The following is a 15,837-nucleotide window of genomic DNA, read 5'->3' as shown; positions in this document are numbered from 1 at the left end:
GGCGCCGGAGGCGCGGGCGGCGTGCCGTAGTTCGGCGGCGGCGGCGGGTAGCCCGGTGGGTTGCCCCCGCCCTGCGGGTCGGATGGGTTGCCTTGGTGCTCTGGGGGCTGGCTCATTGCCGTCCTAGCTGTCGGATTCGCACTACGGGCACGCGCACTGAACTTGGCAACCGGGAACTTAGCAAAGATGCGGCCGTTGGGCGAGGATTCGTTTCAGCCTGCGTCGCGGTCGCCGCCGGCGGGCGTGGTTGTCCGCTCCGCGTGGTATGCCTAAAGCCGTGTCCGACGGTCTGTTCGACCTGCCCGGCGCACCGCAGGCGGCCAATCCCGACGTGGGCGTGTCCGCCGGCGCGCCGCTGGCGGTGCGGATGCGCCCGGCGTCGCTGGACGAGGTGGTCGGGCAGGACCACCTGCTGGCGCCCGGATCGCCCCTGCGCCGCCTGGTCGAGGGTTCGGGCGTGGCATCGGCCATCCTGTACGGCCCGCCGGGCAGCGGGAAGACGACGCTGGCCGCGCTGATCTCGCAGGCGACCGGGCGCCGGTTCGAGGCGCTGTCGGCCTTGTCGGCGGGCGTCAAAGACGTCCGGGCCGTGATCGATCAGGCGCGCAGGGCCCTCCTTTCCGGGCAGCAGACGGTGCTGTTCATCGATGAGGTGCACCGATTCTCCAAGACGCAGCAGGACGCCCTGCTCTCCGCGGTGGAGAACCGGGTAGTGCTGCTGGTGGCGGCGACCACGGAGAACCCGTCGTTCTCCGTGGTGGCACCCCTGCTGTCCCGCTCGCTGATCCTGCAGCTGCGGCCGCTGAGCGCCGACGACGTCCGCACGGTGGTGCGGCGGGCCATCGATGACCCCCGCGGCCTGGGCGGTCAGGTCGTGGTGCAGCCCGAGGCCGTCGACCTGCTCGTGCAGTTGGCGGCCGGCGACGCCCGTCGCGCCCTCACCGCGCTGGAGGTCGCCGCCGAGGCGGTGCAGGGGGAGCCGGTGACGGTCGAGGCCATCGAGCAGTCCCTCGACAAGGCGGCGGTCCGCTACGACCGCGACGGCGATCAGCACTACGACGTCATCAGCGCGTTCATCAAGTCGGTGCGCGGCTCCGACGTCGACGCCGCGCTGCACTATCTGGCCCGCATGCTGCTGGCCGGGGAGGATCCCCGGTTCATCGCGCGCCGGCTGTTGATCCTGGCCAGCGAGGACATCGGCATGGCCGACCCGACCTCGCTGCAGACCGCGGTCGCCGCCGCGCAGACGGTCGCCCTGATCGGCATGCCCGAGGCGCAGCTGACGCTGGCGCACGCCACCATCCACCTGGCCACCGCGCCCAAATCCAACGCGGTCACCACCGCGCTGGCCGCGGCTATGGGCGACGTCAAGGAGGGCAAGGCCGGCCTGGTGCCGGCACATCTGCGCGACGGGCACTACTCCGGCGCGGCGGGGTTGGGCAACGCGCAGGGCTACAAATATTCGCACGACGACCCGGACGGCGTTGTCGCACAACAATATCCGCCCGACGAATTGGTGGACGTCGACTACTATCGGCCCAGCGGTCGCGGCGGCGAGCGGGACATGGCCGGTCGACTGGACCGGCTGCGGGCGATCATCCGTAAGAAGAGGCCATGAGGACCTTCACCGACGAGGAGATGGGCCGGCTGCTGCCCACCGCGAAGGAATACAGCGTCGTCATTCTCAAGCGGGGACCCAACTTCGGCGACGACACGGCACCGGGCATCGTCTGGGAGCACGGGCGGCGCAACTTCGCCCTGCGCGACGACGGCGTGCTGGCGGTGGTCCTGCCGGTCACCGACGGGTCCGACGTGTGCGGCGTCGGGGTTTTCGCGGCGAACATCGACGAGACCGCGGCGATCATGGACGGCGACCCGGGCGTGGCGGCCGGCGTGTTCACCTACGAGGCGCACGCCTGCCGTGGGTTCCCCGGGGATTCGCTGCCGTAGCTAGGCCAGCTCGGGCACCCGCAGGCCGGCGATGGCCAGCTCGAACTCGACGACGTCGATCACCTCGGCGCCCAGCTCGCGCACGCGCCTGCTGCGCAGCTCGGTCGCGCGGTCACGGTTGCGGGCCATCGCTTCCAGGCTGTCGAACGTCGAGCACGACACCGCTCGCCGGGAGGCCGGGTGGTCGACCATCAGGCTGGCGCTGCAGAAGCCGTCCAGGTTCTCCATCTCCGGAAGGACGGCCGTGCGATAGAAGTCCAGCGAGCGGGTGAGCTGATCCGGCACCACCTTGAGCCAGGTGGCCCGCACGCATGCTCCTTCCCGGGAGGCGTGGTCGCGGTGCACCAGCGCGATGTCCCATTCTTCGACGCGCGCGCTGCCGTCGAACATCAGCGCGGCGCGGTCGCGGATGGGCGCTACCCGCTCGGCGCTGGCGCGCATCGTTTCGATGGATTCCCATGCGCTGGTGGCGATGCAGGTGCCGGACTGGCGGTCCACCAACAGCGACACTCCGACGCACCCGTCCATCTCCTGCAGGGCAGGCGTGACGACATCGCGAACGTGCGCAATTCCGATGTCGACCGACAAGGGTTGCGCCTGGATGGTGGTAGAGCGTGCGTACACGATCGACCCCTCACTCTGTCGGGGCGGCGCCCCGGTGGCGCCACCGGTCCCACCAGATACCTTCCTCCTACGGGTTACCGGTCGCAATGGGGTCGCAATGGGCGCGAGGCGCGCAGGCTGGCGACCGGCCGATGCCCGGTTCGGCCGGTCTACCAATGTGTCTCGATCAGACCAGCTCGGGCACCCGCAGGTGCGCCAGCGCCAACTCGAACTCGCCTTCGTCGAGTTCCTCGCCGCTGACCTCTTGCATCGAGGAGTTCTTCAGTTCGGTTGCCCGGTCCCGGTTTCGCTCCATCGCGTCGAGGCTGTCGAACGTCGCGGAGGACACGCCACGTCCGGACTCGCGGTCGATCATCAGGCTCGCACTGCAGAACCCGTCGAGGCTCTCGAGCTGTGGCAGCACGGACGACTTGTAGTACTCGATGCCCTGATCCATTTGGTCCGCCGGCACCTTGACCCACGTCGCCCGCACGCCCGCGCCCTCGGGCGCGCGGTGATCGCGATGCAGCACGGCGATCTCCCACTGCTCGACATCTGCCGTGCCCCCGAACATTTCCGCGGCCCGATCGCGGATCGGCGTCACGTGGTCCGCGCTGCCGCGCAAGGCCTCGTCACTCTCCCAGGCGCTGGTGGCGATGCACCGGCCCGAGCGGCGATCGACCAACAGGGATACGCCGACGCATCCCGGCATGCCTTGCAGCGCGGGCATCACCTCATCGCGGACATGCGCAATTCCGGCGTCGATGGACGAGGGTTGCGCCTGGATTGTGGTAGAGCGTGCGTACACGATCCACCCCCTCTTACTCGGGGCAGCGCCCCGGTGGCGCCACCGGTCCACGCACTACCTTCCTCCTGCCGATGAGCACCCGCAATGGTGTGGCAGCACTCACAATCGATTGGCCGCTCGCGGGCGCCCGCCCGTAGGCTGGACCGGGTGCATACCGATGTGCTGAATGTGGACACCGCGCGTCGCCGCATCGTGGATCTCACCGACGCGGTTCGCAGGTTCTGCTTCAGCTGTGGCGACGGCCTGTGCAACGTGTTCGTCCCGCACGCGACGGCCGGGGTCGCGATCATCGAGACCGGCGCGGGCTCCGACGACGATCTGGTCGACACGCTCGAACGGCTGCTGCCGCGCGACGACCGCTACCGCCACGCGCACGGCTCCGAAGGCCACGGCGCCGACCACGTGCTGCCGGCGCTCGTCACACCGTCGGTGACGGTGCCGGTCTCCGCCGGTGAACCGCTGCTGGGCACGTGGCAAAGCATCGTGCTGGTGGACCTCAACCGGGACAATCCGCGGCGGTCGGTGCGGTTGAGCTTTCTGGAGGGCTAGCCACCAGGCAACAGCCGTTCAATCCGGGCGAATAGGCTGGGAATCGACGTCAATACAAAAGTCACCGCAAACTCAACGCGACACGGGAAGAAGCGAACGTAAGTGCAGACACACGAGATCAGGAAGAGGTTCCTCGATCATTTCGTGAAGGCGGGTCACACCGAGGTGCCCAGCGCGTCGGTGATCCTCGACGACCCCAACCTGCTGTTCGTCAACGCCGGCATGGTCCAGTTCGTGCCGTTCTTCCTGGGGCAGCGCACCCCGCCGTACCCCACGGCCACCAGCATCCAGAAGTGCATCCGCACTCCGGATATCGACGAGGTGGGCATCACCACCCGGCACAACACCTTCTTCCAGATGGCCGGCAACTTCTCGTTCGGTGACTACTTCAAGCGCGAGGCCATCGAGCTGGCCTGGTCCCTGCTCACCAACCCGATTGGTGACGGGGGATACGGGCTGGACCCCGAAAGGCTTTGGGCCACAGTGTATTTCGACGACGACGAGGCCTTTGGGCTGTGGCGGGAGATTGCCGGGCTGCCGGAGGAGCGGATCCAGCGCCGCGGCATGGCCGATAACTACTGGTCGATGGGCATCCCAGGGCCGTGCGGCCCGTCGTCGGAGATCTACTACGACCGCGGGCCGGAGTTCGGCGTCGAGGGCGGCCCGATCGCCAACGAGGACCGCTACGTCGAGCTGTGGAACCTGGTGTTCATGCAGAGCGAACGCGGCGAGGGCACCGGCAAAGCCGACTTCGAGATCCTGGGGCCGTTGCCGCGCAAGAACATCGACACCGGCATGGGCGTCGAGCGGGTCGCGTTCGTGCTGCAGGGTGTGCACAACGTCTACGAAACCGACCTGCTGCGGCCGGTCATAGACACTGTCGCCGCGCGCGCCCCGCGCGGGTATGACGTCGGCAACCACGACGACGATGTGCGGTACCGCATCATCGCCGACCACAGCCGCACCGCCGCGATCCTGATCGGCGACGGGGTGAGTCCCGGCAACGACGGGCGCGGCTACGTGCTGCGCCGGCTGCTGCGCCGGGTGATCCGCTCGGCCAAGCTGCTGGGCATCGAGGGTCCGATCGTCGGCGACCTGATGACCACCGTGCGCGACGCGATGGGCCCGTCGTATCCCGAACTGGTCACCGATTTCGACCGGATCAGGCGCATCGCCGTCGCCGAGGAGACCGCGTTCAACCGCACGCTGGCCTCGGGTTCCAAGCTGTTCGACGAGGTGGCCGGCGCCACCAAAGCGGCGGGCGCGGGCGTGGTGTCCGGTTCGGACGCCTTCACGCTGCACGACACCTACGGCTTCCCGATCGAGCTCACCCTGGAGATGGCTGCCGAGGCCGGCCTGAGCGTCGACGAGAGCGGCTTCCGCGAACTGATGGCCGAGCAGCGTCGCCGCGCCAAGGCCGACGCGGCGGCGCGCAAGCATGCGCACGCCGACCTGAGCGCATACCGCGAGCTGGTCGACGCCGGCCCCACCGAGTTCACCGGATTCGACGAGTTGACTTCCGAGGCAAGGATTCTGGGCATCTTTTCCGACGGCAAGCGGGTGCCGGTGGTAGCGCACGGCACCGACGGGGCGGATCGCGTCGAGCTGGTGTTGGACCGCACCCCGCTCTACGCCGAGTCGGGCGGCCAGATCGCCGACGAGGGCACCATCAGGGGGACCGGCGCCAACGAGTCCGCCCGCGCGGCGGTCACCGACGTGCAGAAGATCGCGAAAACCCTTTGGGTGCATCGGGTTAACGTCGAATCCGGGGAATTCGTCGAGGGCGACACCGTGGTCGCGGCGGTGGACCCGGGGTGGCGCCGCGGTGCCACCCAGGGGCACTCGGGCACCCACATGGTGCACGCCGCGCTGCGACAAGTGCTGGGGCCCAACGCCGTTCAGGCCGGCTCGCTGAACCGCCCGGGCTATCTGCGCTTCGACTTCAATTGGCAGGGGCCGCTTTCCGAGGAACAGCGCACCCAGATCGAAGAGGTCACCAACGAGGCCGTGCAGGCCGACTTCGAGGTGCACACCTTCACCGAGCAGCTCGACAGGGCCAAGGCGATGGGGGCGATTGCGCTGTTCGGCGAGAGCTATCCCGACGAGGTGCGGGTCGTGGAGATCGGCGGGCCGTTTTCGCTGGAGCTGTGCGGCGGCACCCACGTGCACAACTCCGCGCAGATCGGCCCGGTGACCATCCTGGGCGAAGCCTCCGTCGGTTCCGGGGTCCGCCGCGTGGAGGCCTACGTCGGGCTCGACTCGTTCCGCCACCTGGCCAAGGAACGGGCGCTGATGGCCGGGCTGGCGTCGTCGCTGAAGGTGCCCTCCGAAGAGGTGCCCGCCCGGGTGGCCAACCTCGTGGAGCGGCTCAAGGCCGCGGAGAAGGAACTCGAGCGCGCACGGATGGCGGGCGCGCGCGCCGCCGCGACCAACGCCGCCGCGGGTGCGGAGCGGATCGGTAACGTTCGTGTGGTGGCGCAGCGGATGTCGGGCGGAATGACGGCGGCCGACCTGCGCTCCCTCGTCGGCGACATCCGCGGCAAGCTGGGCAGCGACCCGGCCGTGGTCGCGTTGATCGCTCAGGGCGAGGGCGACACGGTGCCGTACGCGGTGGCCGCCAATCCCGCCGCCCAAGACCTGGGGCTTCGCGCCAACGACCTGGTCAAGCAGCTCGCCACCGCCGTGGACGGCCGCGGCGGCGGCAAGGCCGACCTAGCGCAGGGCTCGGGAAAGAATCCGACCGGCATCGACGCGGCGATTGAGGCCGTGCGCTCCCAGATCGCCGCGATAGCGCGGGTCGGTTGAGTGGTTGAACGGCAGCGGGGACGGCGCCTCGGCATCGACGTCGGCAAGGTGCGCATCGGCGTCGCATCCAGCGACCCCGACGGCATCCTGGCCACCCCGGTGGAAACCGTGCGCCGCGAGCGCTCCGGCAAGCACCTGCGCCGGCTGGCCGAGCTGGCCGCCGAGCTGGAGGCCGTCGAGGTGATCGTCGGGCTGCCGCGCACCCTGGCCGACCGCATCGGGCCGTCGGCGCAAGACGCCATCGACCTGGCCGACGAGCTGGCACGGCGGATCGCCCCGATACCGGTGCTGTTGGCCGACGAGCGCCTCACCACGGTCAGCGCGCCGCGATCGCTGCGCGCGGCGGGGATGCGGGCCAGGGAGCAGCGGTCAGTGATCGACCAGGCCGCGGCCGTGTCGATCCTGCAGGGCTGGCTCGATCAGCGCCGGGCGACGATGGCCGGCGCCGACTCGGGGGACGCCACCGATGGTTGACAGCGTGCGGCGCGAGCGCGCCGAGCCCGAAGCGGTCGGGCCGCCGCGGCGCAGGGCGAGCCGGGTGTCCCGCAACCGGGCCGAGCGCGGGCGCAAGCGGCGGCGCTACGCCGGCCGGATCGCCGCAGGGGTCCTCGTCGTCGTCGTGGTGGCGGCCGTGTTCCTCGGCTCGCGGCTCTGGCACGCGGTGTTCGGAGGCGGTGACGACTACACCGGTAGCGGCAAGCACGACATCGTGATCCAGATCCAGGACGGCGACTCCACCACCGCGGTCGGCGAGACGCTGCACAACCAGGGCGTGGTCGCCACCGTCCGGGCGTTCGTCAATGCCGCGCACGGCAACTCCAAGATCACCTCCATCCAGCCCGGCTTCTACCGGATGCGCACCGAAATCCCGGCTGCCAACGCCGTCGCCCGGCTGGCCGACCCGACCAGCCGGGTCGGAAAGCTGGTGATCCCGGAAGGGCGCCAGCTCGACGACACCACCGACATGAAGACCAACGTGGTGACGCCGGGAATCCTGACGCTGATCTCGCGCGCCACGTGTGTGGATCTCGACGGCACCAAGCGCTGCGTGTCGGTCGACGCCCTGCGCGCGGCGGCGACCAACAGCCCTCTCGGCGTGTTGTCGGTGCCGGCCTGGGCGGTCGAGCCGGTTACCGAGCTGGGCAACGACCATCGCCGGCTCGAGGGCCTCATCGCGCCCGGCACGTTCAACATCGATCCCTCGGCGTCGGCCGAGAACATCCTGGGGGAACTCATCAGCGCCGGGGCGGTGGAGTACACGAAGTCGGGGTTGGTCGACACTGCCCAGGCCATGCACCTGTCGCCCTACGACATCCTGGTGGTGGCGTCGCTGGTGCAGCAGGAGGCCAACTCGCAGGACTTCCCGAAGGTGGCCCAGGTCATCTACAACCGGCTGAACGCACACCACACGCTGGAATTCGACTCGACGGTGAACTATCCGCTGGACCGCCGCGAGGTGGCCACCAGCGACGCCGACCGGGCCCAGAAGACGCCGTGGAACACCTACGTGTCCCAGGGCCTGCCCGCGACCGCGATCTGCTCGCCCGGCATCGAAGCGCTGCGCGCCGCCGAGCATCCCGAGCCGGGGGACTGGCTGTACTTCGTCACCATCGACGCCCAGGGGACCACCCTGTTCACCAGGGATTACAAGCAGCACCTGGCCAATATCGAGCTGGCTAAGCACAACGGTGTCCTCGACAGCACGCCCCGGTAGCGCGAGGAAGGCGGCCGTCCTCGGCTCCCCGGTCGCGCATTCGAAGTCCCCGCAACTGCACTTGGCGGCGTACCGCGCGCTGGGTCTCGACGGGTGGACCTATGAGCGCATCGAGTGCGGCGCCGAGGAGCTGCCGGGAGTGGTCGGCGGGTTGGGGCCCGAATGGGTGGGCGTCTCGGTGACGATGCCGGGCAAGTTCGCCGCGTTGCGGTTCGCCGATGAGCACACCGACCGCGCGGCCCTGGTCGGCTCGGCCAACACCCTGGTCCGCACGCCGCGGGGCTGGCGGGCGGACAACACCGACATCGACGGGGTGAGCGGCGCGGTCGGCTCGGCCTCGGGATGGGCTCTGGTCTGTGGATCGGGCGGCACCGCGCCGGCCGCCGTCGTGGCGCTGGCCGAACTCGGCGTGCCCGGCATCACCGTCATAGCCCGCGATCCGGCGAAGGCGGCGCGGCTGGTGGAGCTCGGCGGCAGGGTCGGCGTGGCGACGCGGTTCTGCGGGCTGGACGGCGGTTCGCTGGCCGACGAGGTGGCCGCGGCGGAGGTGCTGGTCAGCACGATCCCCGCCGACGTGGCCGCGCGGTACGCCGACACGTTCGCGCCGATCCCGGTGCTGCTGGACGCCGTCTACGACCCCTGGCCCACACCGCTGGCCGCCGCGGTGGCCGCCGCCGGCGGCCGGGTGATCAGCGGGTTGCAGATGCTGCTGCATCAGGCGTTCGCGCAGGTCGAACAGTTCACCGGGCTGCCGGCGCCGCGCGAGGAGATGACTTGCGCCGCGGAGGCGCTGGACTAGCCTGCTGCGCATGCGGATCGCGACGGCCGCCCTGGTACTGGCCTGGCTGGTGGCGTTGACCTGCTACGACGTTCGCGAGCGCCGGTTGCCGAACCTGCTGACCCTGCCCGGGGCCGGTGCGATCCTGCTGGCCGCCGCCATCGCCGGGCGCGGGCTGCCCGCGCTGGCCGGGGCGGCGGCGCTGGCCGGGCTGTATCTGCTGATGCACCTGGTGGCCCCGGCGGGGATGGGGGCCGGCGACGTCAAGCTGGCGATGGGTGTCGGCGGGTTGACCGGATGCTTCGGCGCGGGGGTGTGGTTTGTCGCGGCGCTCGGCGCGCCGCTGCTCACCGCGCTGTGGGGAATGGCGCGTGGCAGGCGTTCCGTGCCGCACGGTCCGTCGATGTGCGTGGCCACCGCCGGCGCGGCCGGGTTGGCTTTTCTGGGTTGAGCCCATGGGAAGATAGACGGGTGTTGCGCTGGATCACCGCCGGAGAATCGCATGGCCGCGCGCTGGTGGCCGTGGTGGAAGGCATGGTCGCCGGCGTCGAAGTGACGTCCACCGAAATCGGCGACCAGCTGGCCCGCCGCCGGCTCGGCTACGGCCGCGGCGCGCGAATGAAGTTCGAGCGCGACGACGTGACCATCCTGTCCGGGATACGCCACGGCGTGACCCTGGGCGGCCCCATTGCCATCGAGATCGGCAACACCGAGTGGCCGAAGTGGGAAACCGTGATGGCCACCGACCCCGTCGACCCCGCGGAACTGGAAAACAGCGCCCGCAACGAACCGCTCACCCGGCCGCGGCCCGGCCACGCCGACTACGCCGGCATGCTCAAGTACGGCTTCGACGACGCCCGGCCGGTGCTGGAGCGGGCCAGCGCCCGCGAGACCGCCGCCCGCGTCGCGGCGGGGACGGTCGCCCGGGCGTTCCTGCGTCAGGCCCTGGGTGTCGAGGTGCTCTCGCACGTCATCGCGATCGGGCCGTCGGCGCCCTACGACGGGCCGCCGCCGGGGCCACAAGACCTGGCCGCGATCGATGCCAGCCCGGTCCGCGCCCTCGACAAGGCCGCCGAGCAGGCCATGATCGCCGAGATCGAGGCGGCCAAGAAGGACGGCGACACCCTCGGCGGCGTGGTGGAAGTCGTGGCGCTGGGGCTACCGGTCGGGCTGGGGTCGTTCACCAGCGGCGACAACAAGCTCGACAGCCAGCTCGCGGCCGCCGTCATGGGCATCCAGGCGATCAAGGGCGTCGAGATCGGCGACGGTTTCGAAACGGCCCGCCGCCGCGGTAGCCGCGCCCACGACGAGATGTACCCGGGTCCCGACGGCGTCGTCCGCTCGACCAACCGGGCCGGCGGGATCGAGGGCGGCATGACGAACGGCCAGCCGTTGCGGGTGCGCGCCGCGATGAAGCCGATCTCCACCGTGCCGCGGGCGCTGGCCACCGTCGACATGGCGACCGGCGACGAGGCCGTCGCGATCCACCAGCGCTCGGACGTGTGCGCGGTGCCGGCCGCCGGCGTCGTCGTCGAGACCATGGTCGCGCTGGTGCTCGCCCGCGCGGCGCTGCAGAAGTTCGGGGGCGATTCGCTCGCCGAGACCCGCCGCAACATCGACGCGTACCAGCGCGCCGTCGCCGACCGGGAGGCGCCCGCGGCCCGCGCTCGATTGATAGGGGGATAGGCCCGCATGGCACCCAAGGCGGTACTCGTGGGATTGCCGGGCTCCGGCAAGTCCACGATCGGGCGGCGCCTGGCCAAGGCGCTGGGCGTCGGCCTGCTCGACACCGACGCCGCGATCGAGCAGCGGACCGGCCGCACCATTGCCGACATCTTCGCCGCCGACGGGGAACAGGAGTTCCGCCGCATCGAGGAAGAGGTGGTGCGTGCGGCGCTGGCCGAGCACGACGGCGTGCTGTCGCTCGGCGGGGGAGCCGTCACCAGCCCGGGGGTGTGCGACGCGCTCGCCGGCCACACCGTCGTCTACCTGGAGATCAGCGCCCGGGAAGGGGTGCGGCGCACCGGCGGCAACACGGTCCGGCCGCTGCTGGCCGGGCCGGATCGCACGGAGAAGTTCCGGGCGCTGATGGCCAAGCGGGTGCCGTTGTACCGGCGCGTCGCGACCATCCGGGTCAACACCAACCGCCGCAATCCCGGTGCGGTGGTCCGCCACATCGTCGCGCAGCTGCAGGCCCCCGCCCCCGATTCCTGCAGGGCCGCAACATGACCGACACCCCCGAACCGGTCACCGTGCAGGTGGCCGTCGATCCGCCGTACCCGGTGGTGATCGGCACCGGGCTGCTGGGCGAGTTGGTCGACCTGCTGTCCGATCGGCACCGCGTCGCGATCCTGCACCAGCCGGTGCTGGCGCAAACCGCCGAGGTGATGCGAAGTCACCTGGCCGACAAGGGTGTCGACGCGCACCGCATCGAAATCCCCGACGCCGAGGCGGGCAAGGACCTGCCCGTCGTGGGATTCATCTGGGAAGTGTTGGGCCGCATCGGGATCGGCCGCAAAGACGCACTGGTCAGCCTCGGCGGCGGCGCGGCCACCGACGTCGCCGGTTTCGCGGCGGCCACCTGGCTGCGCGGCGTCGACATCGTGCACGTGCCCACCACGCTGCTGGGCATGGTCGACGCGGCGATCGGCGGCAAGACCGGCATCAACACCGACGCGGGCAAGAACCTCGTCGGCGCGTTTCACCAGCCGCTCGCCGTCCTCGTCGACCTGGCGACCCTGGAAACGTTGCCGCACAACGAAATCGCCGCCGGAATGGCCGAAGTGGTCAAGGCGGGATTCATCGCCGACCCGGTGATCCTCGACCTCATCGAGGCCGACCCGAAGGCCGCGCTGGACCCGACCGGGGCCGTGCTGCCCGAGCTGATCCGGCGCGCCGTCGCCGTGAAGGCCGAGGTCGTCGCCGCCGACGAGAAGGAATCGGAGCTGCGCGAAATCCTGAACTACGGGCACACTTTGGGGCATGCGATCGAGCGTCGCGAGCGCTATCAGTGGCGCCACGGCGCCGCGGTGTCGGTGGGCCTGGTGTTCGCCGCGGAGCTGTCGCGCCTGGCCGGCCGGCTGGACGACGCCACCGCGCAGCGGCACCGCACCATCCTGACGTCGCTGGGGCTACCGGTCAGCTACGACGCCGACGCCCTGCCGCAGCTGCTGGAATACATGGCCGGGGACAAGAAAACCCGGGCCGGTGTGCTCCGGTTCGTGGTCCTCGACGGGCTGGCCAAGCCGGGCCGGTTGGTGGGGCCGGATCCGGGGCTGCTGGTGACCGCCTACTCGGGACTGGACAACTCATGACGGTGACGGTGCATGTGCTCAACGGTCCCAACCTCGGTCGGCTGGGCCGGCGCGAGCCCGACGTCTACGGCGACACCACCCACGAGCAGCTGGCCGAGCTGATCGAGCGCGAGGCCGCCGAGCTCGGGCTCAAAGCCGTTGTGCGCCAAAGCGATAACGAAGGCCAGCTGCTGGACTGGATCCATCTGGCCGCCGATGCGGGTGAACCGGTGATCCTCAACGCCGGCGGGCTGACCCACACGTCGGTGGCCCTGCGCGACGCCTGCGCCGAATTGCGCGCACCCCTGATCGAGGTGCACATCTCCAATGTGCATGCGCGCGAAGAGTTCCGGCGCCACTCCTACATCAGCCCGGTCGCGACCGGAGTGATCGTCGGCCTGGGCGTCCAGGGCTACCTGCTCGCCCTGCGCTATCTGGCGAACGACTGAACGCTATTCCTTTTCCGGGCCCGGCTTGGAGTGCCTCGGATCGGTGCGGATCGTCTCGGTCTTTGCGTCGTCGCCGGCCGTCGGGATCGTCTCGGTGGGCGCCTCGCGCCCGGCCGTCGGGATCGACTCGGTCGGGGCGTCCCGCTCGGCGGTGGCCACCGACGCGGTCCGCTCCTCGGTCTTGGCCTGCGCCGGAATCTCGCCGGTCGGTGTCTCGTCGCCGCGAACGGCGGTGAACACGTCGGTGTCGGAGTCCCGTTCCTTGGCGGCGAGGCCGTGGTGTTTCTCCGGCTCCTTCTCGTACTGCCGGTCCACCCGCCAGCGGCCGATCGTCACCCCGACGATGCCGGACAGGAACACCACGAGCGCTGTGAACGCCGCGAACGTCGTCAGCTCGTTGAGCAGGCCCCCGGTGTAGAGGCCCTTGTAGAACAGACCGATGAGCCAGGAGACGGCCCCGCTGACGACCCCCGCGACCAGGCCGGCCAGCAGCCAGGTCATCGCCAGGTCCTGCCGGCGATCCGGATCCCGATTGGCCGTGGCGTCGGCCCGGCCGTCCGAAAAGCCCCACGCGGCCACCACGATGACGTACAGGAGCAGCAGCACCACGCTGATCCAAGCGGCCCATTCTTGCCAAGCGTTGATCATCGCCCCCTGCAGCAAGCGAACGATTACCATTCCCGCGGCTAGCCCCAATCCGCGCAGCATCCAGTTGCTCATGGGGGAAAAGCGTAGCGAGTACCGTCAAGACCTGTGACACATTCCCAGCGTCGAGGAAATCTGAAAGCGCAAATCCGGGCCGGTGGGCTAGACGCGATGCTGGTCACAGACCTGATCAACGTGCGCTACCTATCGGGGTTCTCGGGGTCGAACGGCGCGTTGCTGGTCTTCGCCGACGATCGGGTGCCCATTTTGGCCACCGACGGGCGCTATCGCACCCAGGCCGCCGAGCAAGCACCCGACCTGGAAATCGCGATCGAGCGGGCGCTCGGGCGCCACCTGGTCGGTCAGGCCGCTGACGGCGGCGTGCGCAAGCTCGGCTTCGAAAGCAACGTGGTCACCGTCGACGGGTTCGACGCGCTGACCGGGGAGCTGGACACCCGCGGCGGGGAAACCGAGCTGGTGCGGGCCGCCGGCACGGTCGAGGCGCTGCGCGAGGTCAAAGACGCCGGCGAGCTGGCGCTACTGCGGCTGGCCTGCGAGGCGGCCGACGCCGCGCTCGAGGATCTGGTGGCACGCGGTGGTCTGCGGCCCGGACGAACGGAGCGTGAGGTGAGCCGCGAGCTGGAGGGCTTGATGCTCGACCACGGCGCCGACGCGATCTCGTTCGAGACGATCGTGGCCGCGGGGCCGAATTCCGCGATTCCCCACCACCGCCCGACCGACGCCGTGCTGGCCGACGGCGATTTCGTCAAGATCGACTTCGGCGCGCTGGTGGCCGGCTATCACTCCGACATGACCCGCACCTTTGTGCTGGGCAAGGCAGCGGACTGGCAGCTGGAGATCTATCGGCTGGTCGCCGAGGCGCAGCGGGCCGGCCGGGAGGCGTTGCGGCCGGGCGTCGGCCTGCGCGAGGTGGATGCCGCGGCGCGTCAGCTGATCGCCGACGCCGGTTATGGCGAGAACTTCGGCCATGGCCTGGGGCATGGTGTGGGCCTGCAGATCCACGAGGCGCCGGGCATCGGGGCCACCTCGGCCGGCACGCTGCGTGCGGGCTCCGTCGTGACCGTGGAGCCGGGCGTTTACCTGCCCGGCCGGGGCGGTGTCCGCATCGAGGACACGTTGGTGGTGGCCGATGGACCGTCGGAGGGCGCCGACGCGACCCCGGAACTGTTGACCTGCTTCCCGAAGGAATTGGCGGTCCTCACCTAGCTTTCGGGGTGGATGCCCCGTGCCCACCCTCGTCGTCACGGATCTGCACGTGGTGATGTGCTGTGTGTCGTGCCCCGTCACCTGTGCGCGGTGCTGGGCTGCGCTGTGACGAGGGAGTCGAACCCTCTGCACTGCCCTTCGTGCGCCAGGAGTGACCGGGCTTGGCCCGCCGGTCAGGGCTTGTGCACGCCTCCGCGACAACTACCTGCTGCACCCCGAATCCCGTCAATCCAGGAGGTCCACCTCCCAGTTGGAGCGTTGGATCCGCACGTCGAGCTCGCGAAGGTCGCGGGCAGCCTGATCGGCCTGCGCCCGCAGATCGGCAACAGGCAAGGCGGACAACATCTTTAGCTCTGACCGCAATTGGCGCGAGTAGCTCTGCTGGGTGTTCCCCGCGGCCGCATCCGCCGCGGTGGTCAAAATGTGGTGACGCCAGCGCAGCGCGTCCCGGCGGGCCAACGCGTCGGTCAGCGTGCCGTCGGCACCGATCGTCGTGGCCGCGTTGGTGCGATTGATGCGCCGGATCAGGTCTTCGTACTCGTCCACCACGCCGTCGACTTCGGCGAGCAAGGCCGCGGCGTCCTCGGCCGGTTCTTCACCCTCCTGATAGCGGGCATTGCTCACGATGCGCGCGCGCAACTGTTCCATGCGACGCGCCGCGGTCGCCCGCAGCGATAGCGCCTCGGCCAGCTTCACTGTCTCGTCCCCTCAAATCGGTGAGCCCAAGTTAGCGACAACGCATTTCCGACGCCAGTCACTAAGCTGTGTGGATCCGGTCTAGGGAAAGCTCAGGGAAATGACGACGGTGAAGCAAGCGAGACCGTGGGTTCGTCTGTCCACCGGCGCGCTGGCCGCGGGGCTGGCCGTGTCCGCCCTCGGCCTGGCCGGCGTCGCGGCGGCGGCGCCGGCGCCGGTGCCCACCAACCACTGGTGCCCGGGGCAGCAATGGGACCCGGCCTGGGGCACCAACTACCACTGGGACTTGAATCTGTGCCACGACTGGCTGGGCCCGGCCC

General features: G+C 70.1%; 17 protein-coding genes and 1 pseudogene. 14 read left to right on the top strand and 4 right to left on the bottom strand.

Annotated elements, in window-relative coordinates; genetic code table 11:
• The first annotated feature begins 265 nt into the window (after positions 1–265).
• Both A5745_RS05750 and A5745_RS05745 read left to right on the top strand, forming a co-directional pair.
• A complete protein-coding gene (locus tag A5745_RS05750) occupies positions 266–1,618 on the top strand; it encodes a replication-associated recombination protein A (protein WP_076115427.1) in 1,353 nt (450 codons plus the stop codon).
• A complete protein-coding gene (locus A5745_RS05745) occupies positions 1,615–1,950 on the top strand; it encodes a hypothetical protein (RefSeq protein WP_076064789.1) in 336 nt (111 codons plus the stop codon). Before A5745_RS05750 ends, A5745_RS05745 begins: the two co-directional genes overlap by 4 nt.
• Here the strand turns inward: A5745_RS05745 and A5745_RS05740 are convergent, their stop codons facing one another.
• A complete protein-coding gene (locus A5745_RS05740) occupies positions 1,951–2,574 on the bottom strand; it encodes a hypothetical protein (protein WP_076064788.1) in 624 nt (207 codons plus the stop codon).
• A gap of 166 nt (positions 2,575–2,740) precedes the next feature.
• Positions 2,741–3,361, bottom strand: a complete 621-nt coding sequence (locus A5745_RS05735) for a putative quinol monooxygenase (RefSeq protein WP_076115426.1) — start codon at positions 3,359–3,361, stop codon at positions 2,741–2,743.
• Between the two features lie 159 nt (positions 3,362–3,520).
• Between A5745_RS05735 and A5745_RS05730 the strand changes: the two genes are divergently transcribed.
• The 10 genes from A5745_RS05730 (at position 3,521) to aroQ (ending at position 12,949) form a co-directional block, all read left to right on the top strand.
• Positions 3,521–3,910, top strand: coding sequence for a secondary thiamine-phosphate synthase enzyme YjbQ (locus A5745_RS05730; RefSeq protein WP_170874575.1), 390 nt, complete (start codon positions 3,521–3,523; stop codon positions 3,908–3,910).
• 102 nt (positions 3,911–4,012) lie between these two features.
• On the top strand, positions 4,013–6,715 hold the full coding sequence (gene alaS / locus A5745_RS05725; protein WP_076115425.1) for an alanine--tRNA ligase: 2,703 nt from the start codon (positions 4,013–4,015) through the stop codon (positions 6,713–6,715).
• The gene (gene ruvX / locus A5745_RS05720; RefSeq protein WP_076115424.1) at positions 6,716–7,189 is read left to right on the top strand and encodes a Holliday junction resolvase RuvX; all 474 of its coding nucleotides are present in this window, start codon (positions 6,716–6,718) and stop codon (positions 7,187–7,189) included.
• Positions 7,182–8,429: an endolytic transglycosylase MltG gene (mltG, locus tag A5745_RS05715; protein WP_076115423.1), complete on the top strand. Its 1,248-nt coding sequence runs from the start codon at positions 7,182–7,184 to the stop codon at positions 8,427–8,429. The genes ruvX and mltG overlap by 8 nt, the downstream gene beginning before the upstream one ends.
• Positions 8,404–9,228, top strand: coding sequence for a shikimate dehydrogenase (locus A5745_RS05710; protein WP_076115422.1), 825 nt, complete (start codon positions 8,404–8,406; stop codon positions 9,226–9,228). The genes mltG and A5745_RS05710 overlap by 26 nt, the downstream gene beginning before the upstream one ends.
• Before the next feature lie 10 nt (positions 9,229–9,238).
• Complete coding sequence (locus tag A5745_RS05705) at positions 9,239–9,658, top strand: prepilin peptidase (RefSeq protein WP_076115421.1); 420 nt, start codon at positions 9,239–9,241, stop codon at positions 9,656–9,658.
• A 20-nt stretch (positions 9,659–9,678) separates the two neighbouring features.
• On the top strand, positions 9,679–10,893 hold the full coding sequence (gene aroC / locus A5745_RS05700) for a chorismate synthase (RefSeq protein ID WP_076115420.1): 1,215 nt from the start codon (positions 9,679–9,681) through the stop codon (positions 10,891–10,893).
• A 6-nt stretch (positions 10,894–10,899) separates the two neighbouring features.
• Positions 10,900–11,436, top strand: a complete 537-nt coding sequence (locus A5745_RS05695; RefSeq protein ID WP_076064779.1) for a shikimate kinase — start codon at positions 10,900–10,902, stop codon at positions 11,434–11,436.
• Entirely contained in the window at positions 11,433–12,521 is a 1,089-nt protein-coding gene (gene aroB / locus A5745_RS05690; RefSeq protein WP_076115419.1) for a 3-dehydroquinate synthase, read from the top strand. The genes A5745_RS05695 and aroB overlap by 4 nt, the downstream gene beginning before the upstream one ends.
• A complete protein-coding gene (gene aroQ / locus A5745_RS05685) occupies positions 12,518–12,949 on the top strand; it encodes a type II 3-dehydroquinate dehydratase (RefSeq protein WP_076115418.1) in 432 nt (143 codons plus the stop codon). Before aroB ends, aroQ begins: the two co-directional genes overlap by 4 nt.
• Positions 12,950–12,952: 3 nt before the next feature.
• Here aroQ and A5745_RS05680 read toward each other — a convergent pair whose 3' ends face one another.
• Positions 12,953–13,669, bottom strand: coding sequence for a B-4DMT family transporter (locus A5745_RS05680; RefSeq protein ID WP_076064776.1), 717 nt, complete (start codon positions 13,667–13,669; stop codon positions 12,953–12,955).
• A gap of 33 nt (positions 13,670–13,702) precedes the next feature.
• On the opposite strand from A5745_RS05680, the gene A5745_RS05675 reads away from it, so the two are divergent.
• Positions 13,703–14,821 carry a Xaa-Pro peptidase family protein gene (locus tag A5745_RS05675; protein WP_076115417.1) on the top strand — a complete coding sequence of 373 codons (1,119 nt, stop codon included), beginning with the start codon at positions 13,703–13,705 and terminating at the stop codon, positions 14,819–14,821.
• A 225-nt stretch (positions 14,822–15,046) separates the two neighbouring features.
• Here A5745_RS05675 and A5745_RS05670 read toward each other — a convergent pair whose 3' ends face one another.
• Positions 15,047–15,517, bottom strand: a complete 471-nt coding sequence (locus tag A5745_RS05670) for a DIP1984 family protein (protein WP_076115416.1) — start codon at positions 15,515–15,517, stop codon at positions 15,047–15,049.
• Between the two features lie 100 nt (positions 15,518–15,617).
• On the opposite strand from A5745_RS05670, the pseudogene A5745_RS05665 reads away from it, so the two are divergent.
• A pseudogene (locus A5745_RS05665) lies at positions 15,618–15,837 on the top strand (hypothetical protein); the annotation flags it as partial.

Source organism: Mycobacterium sp. IS-2888 (assembly GCF_001954215.1).
Lineage (GTDB): Bacteria > Actinomycetota > Actinomycetes > Mycobacteriales > Mycobacteriaceae > Mycobacterium.
The sequence above is the reverse complement of the archived record's forward strand: the minus strand, read 5'-3'. Positions and strand labels throughout refer to the sequence as shown.